Annotated in this window: 20 protein-coding genes; 19 read left to right on the top strand and 1 reads right to left on the bottom strand. The window is 30.6% G+C overall.

Translation table 11 applies throughout. The features are described 5' to 3' along the window. Positions 1-164 precede the first annotated feature (164 nt). From B3Z56_RS15650 to thiI, 17 genes are all read left to right on the top strand, one after another. Positions 165-635, top strand: coding sequence for a MarR family transcriptional regulator (locus tag B3Z56_RS15650; RefSeq protein WP_346877184.1), 471 nt, complete (start codon positions 165-167; stop codon positions 633-635). A gap of 1 nt (position 636) precedes the next feature. After that, positions 637-1,182 carry a cyclase family protein gene (locus B3Z56_RS15645; RefSeq protein ID WP_346846668.1) on the top strand — a complete coding sequence of 182 codons (546 nt, stop codon included), beginning with the start codon at positions 637-639 and terminating at the stop codon, positions 1,180-1,182. Positions 1,183-1,348: 166 nt separating this feature from the next. Beyond that, the gene (locus B3Z56_RS15640) at positions 1,349-1,717 is read left to right on the top strand and encodes a GntR family transcriptional regulator (RefSeq protein WP_035135482.1); all 369 of its coding nucleotides are present in this window, start codon (positions 1,349-1,351) and stop codon (positions 1,715-1,717) included. Continuing rightward, positions 1,717-2,418: an ABC transporter ATP-binding protein gene (locus B3Z56_RS15635; protein ID WP_035135480.1), complete on the top strand. Its 702-nt coding sequence runs from the start codon at positions 1,717-1,719 to the stop codon at positions 2,416-2,418. The genes B3Z56_RS15640 and B3Z56_RS15635 overlap by 1 nt, the downstream gene beginning before the upstream one ends. After that, positions 2,412-3,182, top strand: coding sequence for an ABC transporter permease (locus B3Z56_RS15630; RefSeq protein ID WP_346846670.1), 771 nt, complete (start codon positions 2,412-2,414; stop codon positions 3,180-3,182). The genes B3Z56_RS15635 and B3Z56_RS15630 overlap by 7 nt, the downstream gene beginning before the upstream one ends. Before the next feature lie 54 nt (positions 3,183-3,236). After that, complete coding sequence (locus B3Z56_RS15625; protein WP_346846671.1) at positions 3,237-3,431, top strand: hypothetical protein; 195 nt, start codon at positions 3,237-3,239, stop codon at positions 3,429-3,431. Between the two features lie 146 nt (positions 3,432-3,577). Next, positions 3,578-4,597, top strand: coding sequence for a MerR family transcriptional regulator (locus tag B3Z56_RS15620; protein ID WP_346879153.1), 1,020 nt, complete (start codon positions 3,578-3,580; stop codon positions 4,595-4,597). 590 nt (positions 4,598-5,187) lie between these two features. Further along, positions 5,188-6,297 carry a peptidase S41 gene (locus B3Z56_RS15615; protein WP_346879152.1) on the top strand — a complete coding sequence of 370 codons (1,110 nt, stop codon included), beginning with the start codon at positions 5,188-5,190 and terminating at the stop codon, positions 6,295-6,297. A 153-nt stretch (positions 6,298-6,450) separates the two neighbouring features. Continuing rightward, the gene (locus B3Z56_RS15610; protein WP_346846674.1) at positions 6,451-7,644 is read left to right on the top strand and encodes a phosphoenolpyruvate hydrolase family protein; all 1,194 of its coding nucleotides are present in this window, start codon (positions 6,451-6,453) and stop codon (positions 7,642-7,644) included. A gap of 157 nt (positions 7,645-7,801) precedes the next feature. Beyond that, positions 7,802-9,010: a Tm-1-like ATP-binding domain-containing protein gene (locus B3Z56_RS15605; RefSeq protein WP_346846675.1), complete on the top strand. Its 1,209-nt coding sequence runs from the start codon at positions 7,802-7,804 to the stop codon at positions 9,008-9,010. A gap of 38 nt (positions 9,011-9,048) precedes the next feature. Further along, the gene (locus B3Z56_RS15600) at positions 9,049-9,879 is read left to right on the top strand and encodes a phosphoenolpyruvate hydrolase family protein (RefSeq protein WP_346846676.1); all 831 of its coding nucleotides are present in this window, start codon (positions 9,049-9,051) and stop codon (positions 9,877-9,879) included. 215 nt (positions 9,880-10,094) lie between these two features. After that, on the top strand, positions 10,095-11,084 hold the full coding sequence (locus tag B3Z56_RS15595) for a GNAT family N-acetyltransferase (RefSeq protein ID WP_346876876.1): 990 nt from the start codon (positions 10,095-10,097) through the stop codon (positions 11,082-11,084). Positions 11,085-11,126: 42 nt separating this feature from the next. Beyond that, complete coding sequence (locus tag B3Z56_RS18040; RefSeq protein WP_414632272.1) at positions 11,127-11,252, top strand: hypothetical protein; 126 nt, start codon at positions 11,127-11,129, stop codon at positions 11,250-11,252. Between the two features lie 277 nt (positions 11,253-11,529). Further along, a complete protein-coding gene (locus B3Z56_RS15590; RefSeq protein ID WP_346846678.1) occupies positions 11,530-12,018 on the top strand; it encodes a helix-turn-helix domain-containing protein in 489 nt (162 codons plus the stop codon). Positions 12,019-12,032: 14 nt separating this feature from the next. After that, positions 12,033-12,395 (top strand): DUF4180 domain-containing protein, encoded by a 363-nt coding sequence (locus B3Z56_RS15585; protein WP_346879151.1) that lies wholly within the window; start codon positions 12,033-12,035, stop codon positions 12,393-12,395. A gap of 303 nt (positions 12,396-12,698) precedes the next feature. Continuing rightward, positions 12,699-13,832 carry a cysteine desulfurase family protein gene (locus tag B3Z56_RS15580; RefSeq protein ID WP_346846680.1) on the top strand — a complete coding sequence of 378 codons (1,134 nt, stop codon included), beginning with the start codon at positions 12,699-12,701 and terminating at the stop codon, positions 13,830-13,832. 1 nt (position 13,833) lies between these two features. Beyond that, positions 13,834-14,982 carry a tRNA uracil 4-sulfurtransferase ThiI gene (gene thiI, locus B3Z56_RS15575; RefSeq protein WP_346879150.1) on the top strand — a complete coding sequence of 383 codons (1,149 nt, stop codon included), beginning with the start codon at positions 13,834-13,836 and terminating at the stop codon, positions 14,980-14,982. Between the two features lie 155 nt (positions 14,983-15,137). Here thiI and B3Z56_RS15570 read toward each other — a convergent pair whose 3' ends face one another. Then, the gene (locus B3Z56_RS15570) at positions 15,138-17,198 is read right to left on the bottom strand and encodes a catalase (RefSeq protein WP_346879149.1); all 2,061 of its coding nucleotides are present in this window, start codon (positions 17,196-17,198) and stop codon (positions 15,138-15,140) included. A gap of 256 nt (positions 17,199-17,454) precedes the next feature. Between B3Z56_RS15570 and B3Z56_RS15565 the strand changes: the two genes are divergently transcribed. Then, positions 17,455-18,030, top strand: a complete 576-nt coding sequence (locus B3Z56_RS15565) for a class I SAM-dependent methyltransferase (RefSeq protein ID WP_346846683.1) — start codon at positions 17,455-17,457, stop codon at positions 18,028-18,030. Further along, positions 18,027-18,890, top strand: coding sequence for a methyltransferase domain-containing protein (locus B3Z56_RS15560; RefSeq protein WP_346846684.1), 864 nt, complete (start codon positions 18,027-18,029; stop codon positions 18,888-18,890). Before B3Z56_RS15565 ends, B3Z56_RS15560 begins: the two co-directional genes overlap by 4 nt. The last annotated feature ends 6 nt before the right edge of the window (positions 18,891-18,896 follow it).

Below are 18,896 nucleotides of genomic sequence, written 5' to 3'. Positions count from 1 at the left end.
TATATAAAATGACCTAAAAGAAGCTATAAGAAGAATTATGCTTATGGCTTCTTTTATTAAATTATATTAATAATGGAATTATAATAGTAAATTAGTACTTGTGCAAAATTGTTGACATGGAAACAAAAAGATGATAGTATTGTTTGCAAGGAAACAATATGGAGGTGTTTAAAGTAGATAATATCAATATTATTATGAAAAGTTTTAAAGAAATATATGAAAAGGAAGAGATTTTAGGTAAGTTGGCTTTGGGTAGTGAATATGAAAATTATGGGGTTTCAGAAATACACTGTATAGATTTAATAGGGAAAATAGAAAATCCTAATGTTACTAAAATATCCCAAAGTATGAATATGACAAGAGGTGCTATTAGTAAGATAACTAAAAAGCTTCTTAATAGTAATCTTATTGATAAATATAAAAATCCTAATAATGATAAGGAGATATATTTCAAATTAACGGAGTCAGGTGAAGAGTTATATAAATATCATGAAATAAAGCATAAGCAATGGGAAGCAAGAAATAGGATATTTTTTAAAAATGTAGATAAGAAGGAAGAAAAAATTATAACTAATTTCTTGATTAAATTTAATAGTTATTTAGACGAACTAATAGAAACAGAAGGAGAAATATAATATGAATTTACACTTAACAGATTTTAACATTCCGGTAGAAATATTAAAGTGGGGAGACTCACAGCCGACACACCAAAGGCAACATATAGGAACTCATATAGATTGCTACAATCTATCCAATATAGAATTACCACCACAAATAGATGTTAAGGTAATAGATGCTAGGAAAATAGATATTATAGACGTTAACATATTAGAAAACTTATCAATTAAAGCAGGTTCTTTTGTAATATTTAGAACGGGTTACTTAGAAACCTATGGATATGGAAGTGATGAATATTTTAATTCTAAGCCTAGTCCATATTTAACTAATGAGCTTATAGATAGATTATTAGACTGTAATGTAAAATTAATAGGCATTGATCTAAGTGGAATACAACATGGAAAAGATCACGTAGCAATAGATAAATATGTTGAAAATAAAGGATCCTATGTTATAGAAAATATATGTAATTTACATAAGGTTACTACAGAATTCAAGGCGAATTTAAAATGGATTCAACTAGAAGGTGCTACAGCAATAAAAGTTGAGATTGAAACTATATAAATTTATATATTATAAAGTAAAGATTAAAATTCAGAGAAAGATTAAACTTCCTCTGGATTTTATTTTTGATATTTATGTAAAAAACTATTGACAAGAATATTTGCAAGTTGTATTATTGTATTAAGATGTTAGTACAACAACACAATAATACAAGAGAGGTGATTAGATGGCATGGGAATTTAAGGACCAAAGGCCTATATATATTCAATTAATTGAGCAGATTAAACTAAAGATAATTTCAGGAGAATACAAGCCAGGACAAAAGTTTCCAACGGTAAGAGAGCTTGCTGAAGAGGCATCAGTTAATCCTAATACTATACAAAAGGCTTTAGCAGAGTTAGAACGGTCAGGGTTTGTTTATAGTCAAAGGACTAGTGGAAGATTTATCACGGAGGATATAGATATGATAAAAGAGATTAAACTGGATATAGCTAAAGACCAAGCAGTAAATTTTCTTAAGAGTATGAAAAGTTTAGGACTTAGTAATGAGGATATCATGGAATTTCTAGGGAAAATGGCAAAGGAGATGAAGTAATGGGTGAACCAATTTTTCAGTGTAAGGAATTAGTTAAAAAATATGACAATAAAGAAGCACTTAAAGGTATTAATTTAACTTTAGAAAAAGGTAAAATAGTTGGACTTTTAGGTCCTAATGGTAGTGGTAAAACGACTTTAATAAAGCTAGCTAATGGGTTGTTAAAGCCAACGTCGGGAGAAGTAAAGATAGCGGGACTTCCTCAGGGCATAGAAACTCAAAAAATAGTTTCTTACCTCCCTGAAAGAACCTATCTTAATGATTGGATGAAGGTATCTGATATTATAAATTTTTTCAAAGACTTCTATGAGGATTTTGATGAAAAGAGAGCCTATGATATGCTAAGCAAGTTAAATATTGAATCAAATGTTAAGCTTAAGACCTTATCAAAAGGAACAAAAGAAAAGGTTCAACTTATTTTAGTTATGAGTAGGCAAGCAGAGTTATACTTTTTAGATGAGCCTATTGCAGGGGTAGACCCAGCAGCAAGGGACTATATTTTAAATACTATAATAAGCAATTATAACGAAAATGCAACTGTAGTAATTTCAACTCATCTAATAGCAGATATAGAGAAAGTTCTCGATGATGTTGTTTTTATATCAAATGGAGAAATAATGCTACAAAAAAGTGTAGATGAAATAAGAGAAAGTAGCGGAAAGACAGTAGATGAATTATTTAGGGAGGTATTTAGATGCTAAGAAAATTAATAAAATATGAATTTAAGGCTACAGGCAGAATAATGCTACCTCTTTATGGAGCTTTGCTTGGATTTTCAATTATTAATAAGATATTTATTGGAACTAATATGGCTGAGGTAAATATGGATTTTTTAGGTGGAATTCCTGCCATTATAACAATGATAGGATATTTCGTAACTATGGTGGCAGTTTTTGTGGGAACACTTTTTATAACTGTACAAAGATTTTATAAAAACCTATTTGGTGATGAAGGATATTTAATGAATACTATCCCAGTAAAAAGTTCTCAAAATATAGTTAATAAATTAGTAGTATCTATGGTATGGACTATAATAAGTGGTTTCATAGCTGCAACATCTATATTTGTAATGGCCTATGAACCAGGGGTATTAAAAGAAGCAATTAGAGAATTTAAAAATATTTACTCTGAGATTGGATTAAATATTTTCGGTATAATAGAATTTACAATATTTGGAATCGTATCTTTAGCTCATCAAATTATGATGCTTTATGCATCACTTTCTATAGGTCAGTTGTTTAAATCAAAAAAATTATTAGGAGGATTTGCTGGATTTATGATATTAAGTATTGCTCAACAATCAATAATAGGAATAGGTATGACTATATTAGTTGCAAGTGATAGTTTTATTTATCTATCTGCACACTATGCAATACTTTGTGGAATTATAGTTTGTTTAATTTTCTTCACAATTTTATTCTGTATAACTAACTACATTATGAAGAATAAACTTAATCTAGAATAATAAAAAAATTTAAAGCGTCAGTTTTGTAATAAACTTAAACTGGCGCATATTTTTATGTATATACAAATAATTCATTTACCGCATCTATGCGTTCTTTTAGTATGGTTTCCTAATTATGGTCATTGGGTAGTTTATTATAATGGAAAATTTTACGATCCAGAATTCGGCCTTATGGATGAATGTGCTCCAAATGGAAGAATAGGAGCATATCTTTCAGTTTATTTAGATGAAAGGAATGAAAATGAATAAATTCTTAAAACTGCTTAACTATGATACAGAACTATAATCTAATGAACAATAGTAAGAGTATTGGTAGTATCTAATAAATTATAACAATCAGTATTGACTCTAACCAAAGGTTAGGATTTAAAATAATATTGAAAGGGGTGTGAATCTTGAAGATTGGTGAGTTTGCTAAAAGATCAGGGGTAACTGTAAAAACATTGCTTCATTATGATAAGATTGGGCTGTTACAGCCATCTTTAAAAACGCAAGCTGGTTATAGAATTTATTGTGATGAAGATTTCATCAAGCTACAACAGATTATTACTCTTAAGTTTATTGGGTTGCCACTTGAAGAAATAAAACAACTTATAAATGAAAAGAATCAAAATATAGAGAATATAATAAGTGTTCAAACAAGAGCATTAGAGGAAAAGAAGAAACATATTGAGACAGTTATTACTGCTCTAAATAAAGCCGAAAAGCAAATACAAAATAATAGTTTTTTGGAAGTTCAACAACTTATTGATATTATCAAGATAACGAATATGGAAACAAGAGCAAAACAAAGATTCAATGACGCAAGTAAACAATATGTTACGGACAGCTATCACTGGAGGTCTAAAACTGCAGAACTAATAAATGAATTGATTAAACCTAACATAAATGATATTGTACTTGATTTAGGGTGTGGAACTGGAAAGCAAATTATTGAGATATCACGAAAAATAAAATTAGCAATTGGTGTAGATATTAGTGATGGAATGCTTAAACAAGCTAAAGAAAATATAGAAAATGAAAGAGCACATAATATTGAACTATATATAGGAACATTTGAAGAGCCTGAATTAAGTGTAGATTTACGAAAAAAATGTATTACAAAAATTATTTCTAATTATGCATTACATCATCTAACTACAATATATAAGCAAAAAGTAATAGAAAAAATGATTAATATAGGTGGAGAAAATTTGCAAAGTATTATTATTGGTGATTTAATGTTTTTTGAAAATCCTAATGATTATAAGGATGAATTTTCCTTAGTAGGATATGGACCAGAAGTAGATTTTCCATCCAGCGTGGAAGAGTTAAAAAATTGCTTTTTAAATTTTGATTTTACTGTTGAAGTACACAGATTGCATCCACTTGTAGGAGTTGTGGTTGCTAATAGAAATAAAGTGGATAATCTGTAATAATAAATAAGTTCTTATAATACGCAACAGCTATAAATCAAATAATTTCTTTAACTACTGTACATGCAGAAATAAATATTCGGTATTCTTATTAGAAGTAGTTTAAGACTATATCTAAAATCCAAATTTTAAGCCAATTAATAAAAATCCAACGGTTTAACCGGTGGATTTTTTACGCTATTCAATATTATGTTAAAACATTTAGTTAAAATTCTAATGAAGCTATTCATTTTAAAAACCAATTTTACATCTGAAAAAAATTATACTTTTAGCTAGTTCAAATATATACATAGGAATATATTAAGCTATTTATATAGATAACTATTAAACTATAAATATATGAACCTATTTAACTATTTAACTATTTGTTGTAGCCATGCGGGTTTCAGGGGTTTTCCTATTTTGAAAGTTAGATTAAGTATACCTAAATAAAAAGATGTGACAATGGAGTAAAAATGTGATTCAATATAGGAATCATATTTTAAAATATAATTGTTTAAGCATTAGATTTTATGTTAAAGTCTTAGTAACATGATTAATTTAGAAATTATTTACTAAGGGGACATAAATAAAGAGGTGAGCGTGATATTATGAAAAGTCAATGGGAAGAAAAATGGGTAGAAGATATTGAGTTTTTGAGGGAAAATCTCATAGAAAAGCATAAAAATTTATTTTTTAATATAAGTAGGGAAGAGTTTGATAGTAGGATAGATAAATTAAAGTCAATGATAGGTGACTTTGATTATGAAGAGATGAAGGTAGAGATTTCAAGGGTGGTTGCCTCGATTGGAGATGCCCATACATCAGTTGCATTTCCTGCTAATAAGTATTTGCCTATTATGTTTTATTGGTTTGAGGATGGGATTTATATTATAAGAACTAGTGAAGCTTATAAGAACTTATTATTTAAGAAAGTTATAGCAATTGAGGATGTTAGCATGGATAAAATTCTTCATGAACTTTCAGAAATCATATCTTTTGAAAATGAATATTTTTTTAAGGCTCAGAGTATGAAGTATATGCAGGTTGCAGAAGTTTTATATGGATTATTGATATCAGATTCTGTGGATAATATAAAAATAACAACAGAACACAATACAGTTAAAGTTAAAACAGTTAATATTAATGAATTAAAATACTTAGATAGTCAATTACCTTTATATGCAAGAAGACCTAATGAAAATTTGTGGTATGAATATTTAGAAGATAAAGAGGAACTTTACATAAAGTATAATTATTGCAGGGAAGACGGAAATAAAACAATTAGCACAAAAATAACAGAGATTATAGACTATATAGAGAAAAATTCTATTGATAAAATCACTATAGATTTAAGAAATAATCTTGGTGGTGATTCTAGATTATTAGGATCGTTATTATGCTATATAAAGAATAATCCTAGAATTAACAATAAGGAAAGGCTAAAAATAATAATAGGAAGAGAGACTTTTTCCTCAGGATTACTTAATGCTTATGAATTCAAATTTGAGACAAACTGTGTTATTTGGGGTGAACCTTCAGGAGGAAAACCTAATTGTTATGGGGAGATATTAAGATTTGTTTTACCAAATAGTAAATTTAGTGTTAGCTACTCAACTCGATATTATAAATTGATAGATGATGATAGTATCATGTCTCTATATCCAGATAAGACCTTACATGAAAAAATTGAGGATTATATAAATTTGAGAGAGATATAAATGAATAAATAAGATATACTATTTAAAAAATGAAGAGGGCGTGTTTAGTTATCGTAGTGAAGTAATGTTAATGAAAAAAAGCCTTTACCATTGAAATTTATCCGGGCTGTTTCTTTATAAAGAGTTTAATGAAAAAATAAGAGGTTCGAAAGTATGAAAAGAAAAAAGTTATTAGAGAATATCAATATACAAATAAAGAATGGAAATCATATTATTGGTGTAGCAACAGGTACAGGAATGACGGCAAAATATGCTGAAAAGGGGGGAGCTGATTTTATTTTAGTGTTAAATTCGGGTAGATTTCGGCAAATGGGGAGAAGTTCATTGGCAGGTTATTTACCATTTTGTAATAGCAATGATATGGTAATGGACTTTGCTTCAAAAGAGATAATACCATTGGTAAAAGATATGCCTATTATATTTGGATTCAATGCAACGGACCCTCTAAAGAATATGGAAAGTTACATAGATAAAATAAAGGATATGGGCTTTTCAGGTATTAATAACTATCCTACAGTTGGACTTATAGACAGTCAGTTCGGTGAAGCTCTTGAAGAAGAAGGATGTAATTATTTAATTGAAGTAGAAGCAATAAGAATAGCCAATGAAAAAGACATGTTTACAGTTGCCTTTGTATTTAATGAATTACAGGCAGAGCAGATGATTATTGCAGGTGCTGACGTTATTTGCGTACATTTAGGTCTAACAGGAGGAGGATTGTTGGGAGCAAAAAAAGTCTTCTCACTAGAAGCTGCAAAGGTTAAAGCAGAAAAGATATTTAATAGATGTAATGAGTTAAAGCCACAGGTTATTAAATTAATATATGGTGGACCTGTAAAAACACCAATTGATGTTCAGTACATGTATAGTAATATTGAAGACTTAATGGGATATATAGGGGGATCAACATTTGAAAGAATTCCATCGGAGAAGTTCATTACAAACATAACAAAGGCTTTTAAAGTTTCAACTCAGTTAGATGAAGATGATTTAATGATTAAAATGTTAGATGGCATTACAAAGCACTATAATTATGTTGAATTTGTAAAAGAGTACGTTGCCCAAAATTATATGAATGATATTTCATTTCTAGATTTAGCCAAAGTAGCTCATATATCTAGAGGATACTTAAGCAGTTTATTTAAAAAAGAAGTTGGTTGTAGTTTTCCAGAGTATCTAGTTAAATTTCGTGTAAATAAAGCAGCAGAAATTATAAACAAAGAGAATATCCAATTGTCAGACTTAGCATCATTAGTTGGTTATAAAGATTATGTGCAGTTTAGCAAAATGTTTAAAAAGTATAAGGGATGTTCACCAAAACAATATAAATTTAGAAATATGACATAAACACAAAAATATAGTACATAGCAACGTTTACATAAAGAGATGAAAAAAGTATGATTAACTTATAAATATCATACGTTTTATAAGACGATTATCTTAGTCATTTATCTAATATTGTACAGACTAGATAAAAGAAAATTTATGTAGGGAGATTAAAGAAATGAAGACAATCGCTATTGCAGGAACATTTGACACTAAAGGCACTGAATATTTATACGTAAAAGAACTAATTGAAGGTTTGGGTTTATGTACTTTTACCATTCATACCGGTGTATTTGAGCCAGCTTTTGAACCAGATGTATCAAACAATGAAGTTGCAAAGGCAGCAGGCTCGGACATAGAAACTCTAGTTTCCAAAAAAGATAGGGCATTAGCAACAGAAGTATTATCAAAAGGCATGGAGAAGTTATTACCTGAATTATATAAACAGGGTAAGTTTGATGGTATTATATCCTTTGGTGGAACTGGAGGAACTTCATTGGTAACTCCAGCTATGAGGGCACTGCCTATAGGTGTGCCAAAGGTTATGGTTTCAACGGTTGCTTCAGGCAATACTGAACCTTATGTAGGTACCAGCGATATTATTATGATGCCTTCTGTGGTGGATGTTGCAGGTCTTAACTCGATTTCAACAAGGATCTTTACAAATGCAGTATTTGCAATTGCAGGTATGCTTAAGTTTGAAAATACAAAAGTCGTAGAGAAAAAGCCATTAGTTGCTGCAACTATGTTCGGCGTAACAACTCCATGTATAACAGCTGCAAGGGAATACCTTGAAAAGAGAGGTTATGAAGTTCTTGTATTTCATGCAACAGGTGTAGGTGGACGTTCAATGGAAGCACTTATCCATGGAGGCTTTATTGAAGGCGTATTAGACCTTACTACCACAGAATGGGCAGATGAAGTTATCGGTGGTGTTTTAAATGCAGGACCTCATCGTTTAGAGGCAGCAGGCAAAAATCAAATACCACAGGTTGTATCAGTAGGTGCCATTGATATGTGTAATTTTGGACCATATGAAACAGTTCCTGAGAAGTTTATAACACGTAACTTATATAAACATAACCCTTCAGTAACGCTTATGAGAACAAACAAAGAGGAAAATGAAGCAATTGGTATGAGACTAGTTGAAAAATTAAATCTAGCTAAAGGAAAAACAGCTTTATTCATACCTCTAAAAGGAGTATCTGCTATTGATGTAGAAGGTCAGCCTTTTTACGGTCCAGAAGAGGATGAAGTATTATTTAATATATTAAAAAATGGTGTAAACAGAAATGTTGTAGAAGTAGTAGAAATGAATTGCGCTATTAACGAAGTAGAGTTTGCAGAAGCAGCAGCACAAAAATTAATAGATATGATGAAAAAATAGTGAATAATAAATTTAAATAATAGAAGGAGGCTTTATTGATGAATACAATGACAAGAAACGAAATTATGACAAAGTTCAAAGAACAGGTTAAAAATGGGCAAACATTATTAGGTGTAGGAGCTGGTACAGGTATTACGGCTAAATTCAGTGAAGCTGGTGGAGCAGATATGCTTATAGTTTACAATTCAGGCAGATACAGAATGGCAGGAAGAGGTTCTCTCGCAGGATTACTATCCTATGGAGATGCTAATCAGATTGTAGTTGAAATGGGAGCAGAAGTACTTCCGGTTGTAAAAAATACTCCAGTTCTTGCTGGTGTTTGTGGAACTGACCCATTCAGAGTAATGGAGATTTTTCTTAAGCAATTAAAAGCACAAGGTTTTGCAGGGGTTCAAAACTTCCCTACAGTAGGGTTAATTGATGGTGTATTTAGACAGAACCTAGAAGAGACTGGAATGGGTTATGATTTAGAAGTTGAAATGATAAGAAAAGCACATGAACTGGATATGCTTACAACTCCTTATGTATTTGACCCTGATCAAGCAAGAGCAATGGCAGAAGCTGGTGCTGATATATTAGTTGCACACATGGGATTGACTACAAAAGGTACAATAGGAGCACAAACAGCACTTACACTTGATGACTGTGTAGAGAGAATTGAAGCTATTATTAAAGCGGGAAGAGAAGTTAACCCTGATATTATGGTAATCTGTCATGGCGGACCTATTGCGGAGCCAGAAGATGCTGCATATGTAATAGAAAAAACAGAAGGAATTGACGGTTTCTTTGGTGCTTCAAGCATTGAAAGGTTTGCAGCGGAAAAAGGTATAAAATCACAAACAGAAGCGTTTAAAGCAATAAGTAAATAATAAATATAACATCACATCCACCACCTGTAATGGCTTAAATAGTTATTTATAGGTGGTGGTACTTTTTGCTGAGAGATGTTAACTTCTATTTATATTAGTAAAATTATTTTAAAGTAAGTGTATAGTAAATTTGATCTACAAAATGTATTGTTTACCTCAAATAAGTATGCTAAAATGTTATATATTGGTAAAAATCAAAAATGTGGAGGGTAGAGATGATGTATAAAATTTATAAAATTGACTCCAATAATTTGACAGCAGATGAAGTTGAAAACTTATATTTAATCAATAAGAATATAACAAAAAAATATAATTTTTTAGACCCATATAAAAGTAATGATGACTATAAAGCTCTATATTTATCGTCTTTTAATGGAAGTGATAATGAGCTATTTGTACTTGAAAAGAATTCTTTAATTTGTGGAATGATTAATTGTGGTAAGGCTGCTGACTGTAATGGAAATGAACAATATAAATTAAACATCACTTTATGCGATTTATCAATTGATGAACTTATGATTAAGGCTATAAATCAATTGGTTCAAGAGAAACTAGCTCAACATGGTGAAATTGTAATGGTTACATATAATTATGAATTAAATGAATTAATGAATCAATACAATAATAAGGTAAGCTTAAGGGCTAATTATTACACTTTAAAAAGAGAAGACATTGATATAGACATGCTTAATAAATTCATGAAAGAATTGGAAGCAAAAAATTCAGATCTTTCTATTAAATATACTGATATCATCTCAGAGAGCTATATCAAACAATATTGTGATTTGTTTACAGAAACTATGAAAGATATGCCGGATGTTATGGAAGAGGGGTATGTACAGTTTATTATAAATCCTGAAAAACAAAGGCAAATTAATGAGTCTAATAAGAAAAGAAATATAACTCATAATTGTTATATGATTTTTAACTCAAATAATGAAATGATTGCTAAATCAAATGTATCTGTCAATAATAACGACCCTGGTTTTCCTTACCAATTTATGATTGGAGTTAAAAGATCCTATAGGGGAAGGAATTTAGGAAAATGGCTTTATGCATCTATGTATAAGAGATTATTCGAGACTGTTAATTTTGACAGGGTGATTGTATGTCATCATCCTGCAAACAAACATGCAATTAATGTTAGTGAATGGGTTGGATATAAATTCAACTATTTAATGACAGCTCATATTTTATATAAATAACAAATATTTCACTATTATGATAGCCATCAGTTTACTAAACTGATGGCTACTATTCTTAAACCTATTGCCACAATCTCAAAGTACCTAGATTATTCATCCCAGAAATATTTTTCACGTGCATTTGTAACTTTTTATGGTATTTCACCCTATGAATATAGAAAAAAATAGTTGCCAATTTCAAAATAATAGTTGATAAAATACATTAATAAAATCCTCCGAAGTAATGCTAAGAGTTTTTGTTTTGTGCTCAAATAGTTGATAGAGTCATCAAAAGTTAAAAATTTTATAAGTAAATAGGTATTTTACAATATGTAAATAAAATAAAAAGCTGAACAAATAGAAACAAAATACAATAAAGTTAAACAAAATACAACAAAATACTTTACAAGTGTAAAGAGAACTATTATAATTTAATCATAAACTAATTTTGAAAGGGTAGATTTTTATGGAAAATCAATTTTATACAATAGATAAAATCGCAGAAATATTAGGTATGCATCACAAAACTATAAGAAAATTTATAACAGAAGGGAAGCTTGGAGCAAATAAAGTTGGAAAGCAATGGAGAATTTCAGGTCATGATTTAAGTGTTTTTATGGAAAAAAATAATGTTAGTATTAATAATAAAAAGATTAGTGAAGAGTCAAATATTGATTTTGTTACTAATGGAGAAGTGAAAGATACTATAAAGCAAAAGGTAAATGTATCTACTGTTGTGGATATTAATGATGTAGATAAAGAAGAATATTTTAGAATATCAAATACTCTTATAGCACTAATGAATTGTAAAGATTCCGGAATGGAAAAATCAACAATTAATATGAAATATGATGAAAAAGTAAACAGACTAAGGGTTTTGTTATGGGGAAATGTAAGCTTTATTGAAGGTATGCTAAGTTCAATTTCTATGCTTGTGGAACAAACCAATTTATAAGGAGAGTGAATACTTTGAATTACAGAGTAGTAAACAAAAATAACGATAAATATATTGAATTTGTTTCTGATTTGAGGAAACTTTCTTCAGAGCAAGATGTGCTAGATTACATATCTAAATGTATGGAAAATGACATTTATACAATAATACTGCATTCTAATGTATTATCTGAAGACTTCTTTAATCTTAAAACTGGACTCGCAGGCATGGCATTGCAAAAATTTATAAACTACAATGTAAAAGTCGCTGTTATTATTGAAGATGAAGAAAAGCTTAATGAGCGATTTAAAGAAATGATTATGGAAGCTAACAAAGGAAATCATTTCAGAACATTTAAGAATATTGCAGATGCTGAAATTTGGATTTCGAAATTATAATATAACAATGGCATGTATGTAAGTTATAACTCATATGGTTGTCATTACAAAGAGGTCTATTATGGAGAAATATTTTTCAATAGGAGAGATATCTAAACTATCTATTATGAAAATACACATTATTTTCAGACTGTAATAAGATGTAATCTTATTACAGTTTTTTGCTTTAAAAAATTATGGTAGTCTTTTCTCTAACTATTTAATGTGCCAATATTAATGCTCTATCACACTTTTTTCAAAAGTTTGTTGCGGTGGAGGAATTATTTGATATAATAAGTAGAATAATAGATTAGGAGTGGTTTTATGCAAGTGTATTTTGATAATAGTGCCACCACTGAGCCTTATGATGAGGTAATAGATGCTGTGGTACATACAATGAAAAATAATTTTGGAAATCCTTCATCCGCTCATGGTTTAGGCCTTAAGGCAGAAATAGCTCTTAATGAATCAAGAGATAAAATAGCTAAGACTATCAATTGTACCAAGGATGAAATAATATTTACTTCTGGTGGAAGTGAAAGCAATAATTTTTTAGTAAAAGGTTTTACTGGGGTAGGTGCGCACATAATAACTAGTGAAATTGAACATCCTAGCGTACTTAATACCTTCAGGGATTTGGAGGCAGCAGGGACTAAGGTTACTTATTTAAAGGTTGATAATAAGGGTCGTATATCTCTAGAAGAATTAAAAAACAGCATAAATAGTGACACTAGATTAGTGAGCATAATCCATGTTAATAATGAGCTGGGAGTTGTACAGGATATAGAAGCTATAGGGACATTAATAAAAGGAAAAAGTCCTAGAGTTAAGTTCCATGTAGATGCGGTCCAAAGCTATGGAAAGTTTAAAATAGATGTAAAAAGAGCTCAAATAGATTTGTTATCCGTCAGTGGACATAAAATTCATGGTCCTAGAGGAGTTGGTTTTTCTTACATAAAAAAAGGATTTAATCCTAAGGCTTTAATAAGCGGTGGTGGACAGGAGAGAAACTTTAGATCAGGCACAGAAAATTTACCAGGTATTATAGGCTTTGTAAAGGCTTCAGATATTATATATAATAATGTTCAACTTAATTATTCAAAGGTAAGTGAGCTTAAAGAATATTTTATAGAAAGACTTAGAGATATAAAAGATATAGTGATAAACAGTCCTTGTGAGGATTGCTTCAGTCCTTATATTTTAAGTGTTTCATTTAAAGGTGTAAGAGGCGAAGTACTACTACATCTTTTAGAGGAAAAGGGAATATATGTATCTACTGGTTCTGCCTGTTCCGCAAAGAAACAAGGAGATAGCCATGTGCTTAAAGCTATAGGCCTTAATACTCAGGAAACAAAGGGAACCATAAGGTTTAGCTTTAATGAGTTTAATACAAAAGAAGAAGTAGATTACACTATAGAAGTACTAGAAAAAAGTTTGAAATTTTTAAGGAGAAAATAATATGAGAAAACTATTACTTATTAAATATGCATCGGAAATTTTTTTAAAGGGATTAAATAGAAGAATCTTTGAAAAAAAGCTCATGAAGAATATAGATTCAGTACTTAAGGGATGTAGCTATGAATTTATAAGCGATCAAGGAAGGTGGTTCCTCTATAGTGAAGATTTGGAGGAGGTAATGTCAAAAGTAAAAAGGGTTTTTGGCGTTTCTGAAGTTTGTTTAGTTACTGAAGTAGAACCTACCATGGAAGCTATCAGTGCTCAAGCGGTTGTGGAAGCTGAGGATTTTGGAGAAACTACCTTCAAGGTTCAAAGTAATCGAGCAAATAAAGCCTTCCCTCTAAATTCTATGGAGATGAGTCGTGAAATTGGTGCTGTAGTATTAAACGCTGTAGAAGGATTAAGGGTAGATGTTCATAAACCACAAAGAATAATAAATGTGGAAGTAAGAAAAAGGGCATATGTATATTCTAAAAGGGTAAAAGCTGTTGGAGGAATGCCTTACGGCACAAATGGTAGTACTATGCTTATGCTTTCTGGTGGTATAGATTCTCCTGTTGCTGGATATTTGATGGCAAGACGTGGGGTAGAATTAAACGCTATTTATTTCCACAGCCATCCTTACACTAGTGAAAGAGCTAAAGAAAAGGTAAGGGACTTGGCAAGATTACTAAAGGGCTACACTGGGAAAATCAATCTTTACGTGGCACCTTTCACTGATATTCAAATGGATATAATAGAAAAATGCCCTGAGAATGAGCTTACTATAATAATGAGAAAATTTATGATGAGAGTTGCCTGTGCTGTAGCGGAAAAATATAATATAAACTCTGTAACCACCGGGGAAAGTATAGGCCAGGTAGCAAGTCAAACTATGGAGGGACTAATGGTCAGCAATGACGTGGCAGATAGGCCAGTGTTTAGACCTCTTATCGCCATGGATAAAATAGATATCATGGATATATCTAGAGATATTGGAACCTATGAAACATCTATACTTCCTTATGAAGACTGCTGTACAATATTTGTACCAAAGCATCCAAAAATAAAACCTAGAGTGGACTTAATAAGAAATTCTGAAAGTATACTGGATATAGATAGACTTGTTCAAGAATGTATAGATAATATGGAGATATACAACGATCTTTAATAATTGATGCCTAAATAAATAAAAGGATGCAGTAATTCTAAACTGCATCTTTTTTTAGATGAAAATTTGGCTAAACATAGTCAAATGTTGTTATATAATTAGAAATATCAAAACACATATGGAATGCTGTTGCTGCAAGTTTAATAAAATATCTATTATATAGTAATATTTCTATCCCAATGTCTATGAGCTGAAATATCAGTTATGAATTTATTTGTAAACTTATCCTTAGAATCCCCAACTGTAACTCCAGGTTGATCTTTCATCTCTGGCTTTAATAGCATAGTCATTGATTGTGAAACTAAAATTGGCTTGAAATGCTTATAGGTTTCTTCGATAAACATCTTAGTGCGCATTTTGAAGTCAGGGTCAACATTGCCTGAGCCAAGAACGCAGATAGCATCAAACAGTACGGGGTCTGCAGATAGCAAGGAATGTTTAGGTAGCTGACTTGTGCCATCAGAACCCTTTATTGGGCTTAAGTTACAACCTATTATTTCTGGCATAGTTTTTGCTGCGTTTAAAGCTTTTATCATTGTGTTAAATTCATCTGAATTATATCCTTCTGATAATATTATTCCAACTTTTAATGTATCCGATTTTTTAATAGTATTTTCTTGACTCAGTGCTGGTGATACTTTGTTATATTTTGATGCTTCACCTTTAGGAAGGTTAGCTCCGAGATATTGTGCTACTTGAGTCATCATGTTAATATTTACATTACCAAACATATCAATTATTTGTTGCCTAATATCTCTATTGTTTACCTTAGAAAGTTCAAATTTAAATGCATCAATGATATGCTTTTTCTCCACATCACTCATGCTATTATAAAACATTGCTGCTTGAGAAAAATGATCTTCAAAACTTTTACTTCGTGAGCGAACTATATTTCCTTCTACCTTTTCTTGGTAATTAGCAAAACCACCTTGGTCTTCACCTAGGGTTTTAGGAGTGTTGTTAGATAATGAATTATTATGGTAGCTCACATTAGTAGTATTTATTGTCTGCCTTGAATGTCCATCTCTTTGATTATTATGGACGGTGACTACAGGTCTGTTTATAGGAATCTCATGGAAGTTAGGTCCACCTAGTCTTGTAAGTTGAGTATCTGTATATGAGAATAACCTACCTTGGAGTAGTGGATCATTTGTAAAATCAATTCCTGGAACTAAATGACCGGGGTGAAATGCCACTTGTTCAACTTCTGCAAAGAAATTATCTACATTTTTATTTAAGGTTATTTTTCCTATAATCTTTACTGGAATATCCTCTTCTGGCCAAATTTTTGTAGGATCCAGTATGTCAAAATCTAAACTGAATTCTTTATCTTCTGGCAATAATTGTACACCTACTTCATATTCCGGATAATTGCCTGTATTGATAGCTTCTTGCAAGTCCTTTCTATTGAAATCTGGATCCTTTCCAGCTATTTTTTGAGTTTCATCCCAAACTAAAGAATGGACTCCAAGGGCAGGTTTAAAATGCACTTTAAAGAAAGTAGATTTACCACTTTCATTAATAAATCTAAAGGTATGTATGCCAAAGCCTTCCATCATACGGTAACTTTTCGGAATTGCTCTATCGGACATAGCCCACATAACAGTATGAGCAGATTCCTGATTATTTGCAACAAAGTCCCAAAAGGTATCGTGAGCACTAGAGGCTTGAGGAACTTCCGTATCTGGCTCAGGTTTCACTGCATGAACAAAATCAGGGAATTTAATTGCATCTTGAATAAAGAAAACAGGAATATTATTTGCAACTATATCATAATTGCCTTCTTGAGTATAAAACTTTACTGCAAAACCTCTTATATCTCTAACTGTATCTGCAGAGCCTCTAAATCCAGCTACTGTAGAGAATCTTACAAATATAGGAGTTTTTATAGAAGGATCTTGTAAAAATCCTGCTTTAGTATATTCCTTCATTGATTCATATAATTGAAATTCTCCGTGTGCTCCAGTACCTCGTGCATGGACAACTCTTTCTGGAATCCTTTCATGGTCAAAATGAGTAATTTTTTCTCTGAAATGGAAATCTTCCATTAAAGTTGGCCCTCTATCCCCAGCCTTTAATGAAAACTCATCCTGTGACATTGTAAGACCTTGATTTGTAGTAAGATTTTTTCCTTGGTTATCCACTTTAAATTCATCTAGTTGTTTCTCTTTTGCATTTTTTATCTGGTTATTTTCATTGTTGTTTTGATTTCCCATGGTATTCTCCTTTCAAAGTATCAACTTTAAAGTTAAAAATGTTGTTTACTATAATATTGTCAACTAAAAAGTATTTATACTACTAAGTGATAACTAAGTTTTATTATATTGAATTTGTGCATTATGATATGTTTTTTAAACAGAGTTTTAATAAAAGGTTTTGATTACCTTATAAGTTAATTGTTGTGTAATAGCTGGTGTAAGAATGTTATAATATATTTAGTAAATATTTTTCATGCTGAAGGGCAGGGTGTCTATGGGAAATACTAAGGATTTTGATAAGGTTTATAAATATTATGATAAGTTTATGGCTACTTTTAACTTATATAAGATTAAAGATATAGAAGATGCAGCCGGTATTAATGAGGATGAAGTGGTTGTAGATATAGGGGGAGGCACTGGCTTTTTGGCTAATCATATTTGTAATAGCTGTAACACTGTATATGTCCTTGATGAAAGTGAGAAGATGCTTTCAAGAGTAGAGGAAAGAGGTAATGTTAAAGTTATAAAAGGTAATGCTTTAAGTACGCCATTTCACAGCGGTTCTATAGATACAGTTATAATGAGTGATGTTTTTCATCATATCAAAGAACAAGAGGAGCTCATTGCTGAAATAAGTAGGATACTAAAGGATAGTGGAAAAATAGTTATTATGGATTTCCATAAAAATCATATAAGAACCAGGTTGTTAAGATTATTTGAATTTATTCTCTTTGGAAGATTGTTTTTTAGAACTAAAGATGAAATTAAGGTTTTGCTTGAAGAACATTTTCATATAAGTAAAGTTTATGATAAGGGCTATTATTTTATATTTGTAGGTGAGAAAATATGATAAATAAAATGGTATTTTACTTAAAGGTTGGCTATAAACTCTTTAAAAAAGAAGTTGTAAGCAAAGAAGATTATAGAGCAGAGTATGATAAAGTTTCTGATACCTATAATCATTGGCTCGAAGAAATGGGAACACATTCTGATAATATTATTCATTCAAAGTATATAGATCCAAATAAGGAATTGAAAATACTAGATTTTGCTTGTGGAACAGGATATATAACTAAGGGTCTTTTAGATAAATCTGAAAAATATAAAATCACAGCTGTAGACCAATCAAGTAAAATGCTTGAGAAGTTAAACGCTGTTAATAAGGATAAGGTTACTATTATTAATAGTGATGGTATTGAATTTTTGAAAAAATCTAATGAAAAATTTGATGTGATATTTTTTGGTTGGGCACTTTCTTATTTCAATCATCATGAATTATTTAAGCTCTTTAATAATGCTTTAAAACCCCAGGGTATATTAGCTATAATTACAAATGTTCATGGAACTTTAGATAAGATAGAAGAAATATTTCTAGAAGTAATGAGAGAGAAGGAAAAGGAAGTAATTAAACCTATGGATATAAGATTAAATTTACCAAAGGGGAAGAAAGGCTTAGTTAAATGGTGCAGGCAGTACAATTTTAAGGTTTTAGAAGTAGATGAAGGTGAAGTGTTTTTTAGATTTAAGGAGCCAGAGGAACTTATGGAGTGGTTAAATATAACTGGTGCATTGGCAGGCACTAAGAAGATCTTTAATGATTATAATGAAGTTGAACCTCTTATAGTGGAAAAAATAAAGAAAGAGAAATATAAAAATGAAGATTATGAAATAAATCATAAATTTGCCTATGGGGTATTTAGAAAGGAATAGAAATGG

Source organism: Clostridium sp. UBA7791 (genome assembly GCF_002480755.1).
Classification (GTDB): domain Bacteria; phylum Bacillota; class Clostridia; order Clostridiales; family Clostridiaceae; genus Clostridium_J; species Clostridium_J sulfidigenes.
The sequence above is the reverse complement of the archived record's forward strand: the minus strand, read 5'-3'. Positions and strand labels throughout refer to the sequence as shown.

What these genes read in the sequence shown, in the direction of transcription:
- B3Z56_RS15645 (WP_346846668.1), top strand. Translation starts at nt 637, where the DNA reads ATGAATTTACACTTAACAGATTTTAACATTCCGGTAGAAATATTAAAG.
- B3Z56_RS15640 (WP_035135482.1), top strand. Translation starts at nt 1,349, where the DNA reads ATGGCATGGGAATTTAAGGACCAAAGGCCTATATATATTCAATTAATT.
- B3Z56_RS15635 (WP_035135480.1), top strand. Translation starts at nt 1,717, where the DNA reads ATGGGTGAACCAATTTTTCAGTGTAAGGAATTAGTTAAAAAATATGAC.
- B3Z56_RS15630 (WP_346846670.1), top strand. Translation starts at nt 2,412, where the DNA reads ATGCTAAGAAAATTAATAAAATATGAATTTAAGGCTACAGGCAGAATA.
- B3Z56_RS15625 (WP_346846671.1), top strand. Translation starts at nt 3,237, where the DNA reads ATGTATATACAAATAATTCATTTACCGCATCTATGCGTTCTTTTAGTA.
- B3Z56_RS15615 (WP_346879152.1), top strand. Translation starts at nt 5,188, where the DNA reads ATGAAAAGTCAATGGGAAGAAAAATGGGTAGAAGATATTGAGTTTTTG.
- B3Z56_RS15610 (WP_346846674.1), top strand. Translation starts at nt 6,451, where the DNA reads ATGAAAAGAAAAAAGTTATTAGAGAATATCAATATACAAATAAAGAAT.
- B3Z56_RS15605 (WP_346846675.1), top strand. Translation starts at nt 7,802, where the DNA reads ATGAAGACAATCGCTATTGCAGGAACATTTGACACTAAAGGCACTGAA.
- B3Z56_RS15600 (WP_346846676.1), top strand. Translation starts at nt 9,049, where the DNA reads ATGAATACAATGACAAGAAACGAAATTATGACAAAGTTCAAAGAACAG.
- B3Z56_RS15595 (WP_346876876.1), top strand. Translation starts at nt 10,095, where the DNA reads ATGATGTATAAAATTTATAAAATTGACTCCAATAATTTGACAGCAGAT.
- B3Z56_RS18040 (WP_414632272.1), top strand. Translation starts at nt 11,127, where the DNA reads ATGGCTACTATTCTTAAACCTATTGCCACAATCTCAAAGTACCTAGAT.
- B3Z56_RS15590 (WP_346846678.1), top strand. Translation starts at nt 11,530, where the DNA reads ATGGAAAATCAATTTTATACAATAGATAAAATCGCAGAAATATTAGGT.
- B3Z56_RS15580 (WP_346846680.1), top strand. Translation starts at nt 12,699, where the DNA reads ATGCAAGTGTATTTTGATAATAGTGCCACCACTGAGCCTTATGATGAG.
- thiI (WP_346879150.1), top strand. Translation starts at nt 13,834, where the DNA reads ATGAGAAAACTATTACTTATTAAATATGCATCGGAAATTTTTTTAAAG.
- B3Z56_RS15570 (WP_346879149.1), bottom strand. Translation starts at nt 17,198, where the DNA reads ATGGGAAATCAAAACAACAATGAAAATAACCAGATAAAAAATGCAAAA.
- B3Z56_RS15565 (WP_346846683.1), top strand. Translation starts at nt 17,455, where the DNA reads ATGGGAAATACTAAGGATTTTGATAAGGTTTATAAATATTATGATAAG.
- B3Z56_RS15560 (WP_346846684.1), top strand. Translation starts at nt 18,027, where the DNA reads ATGATAAATAAAATGGTATTTTACTTAAAGGTTGGCTATAAACTCTTT.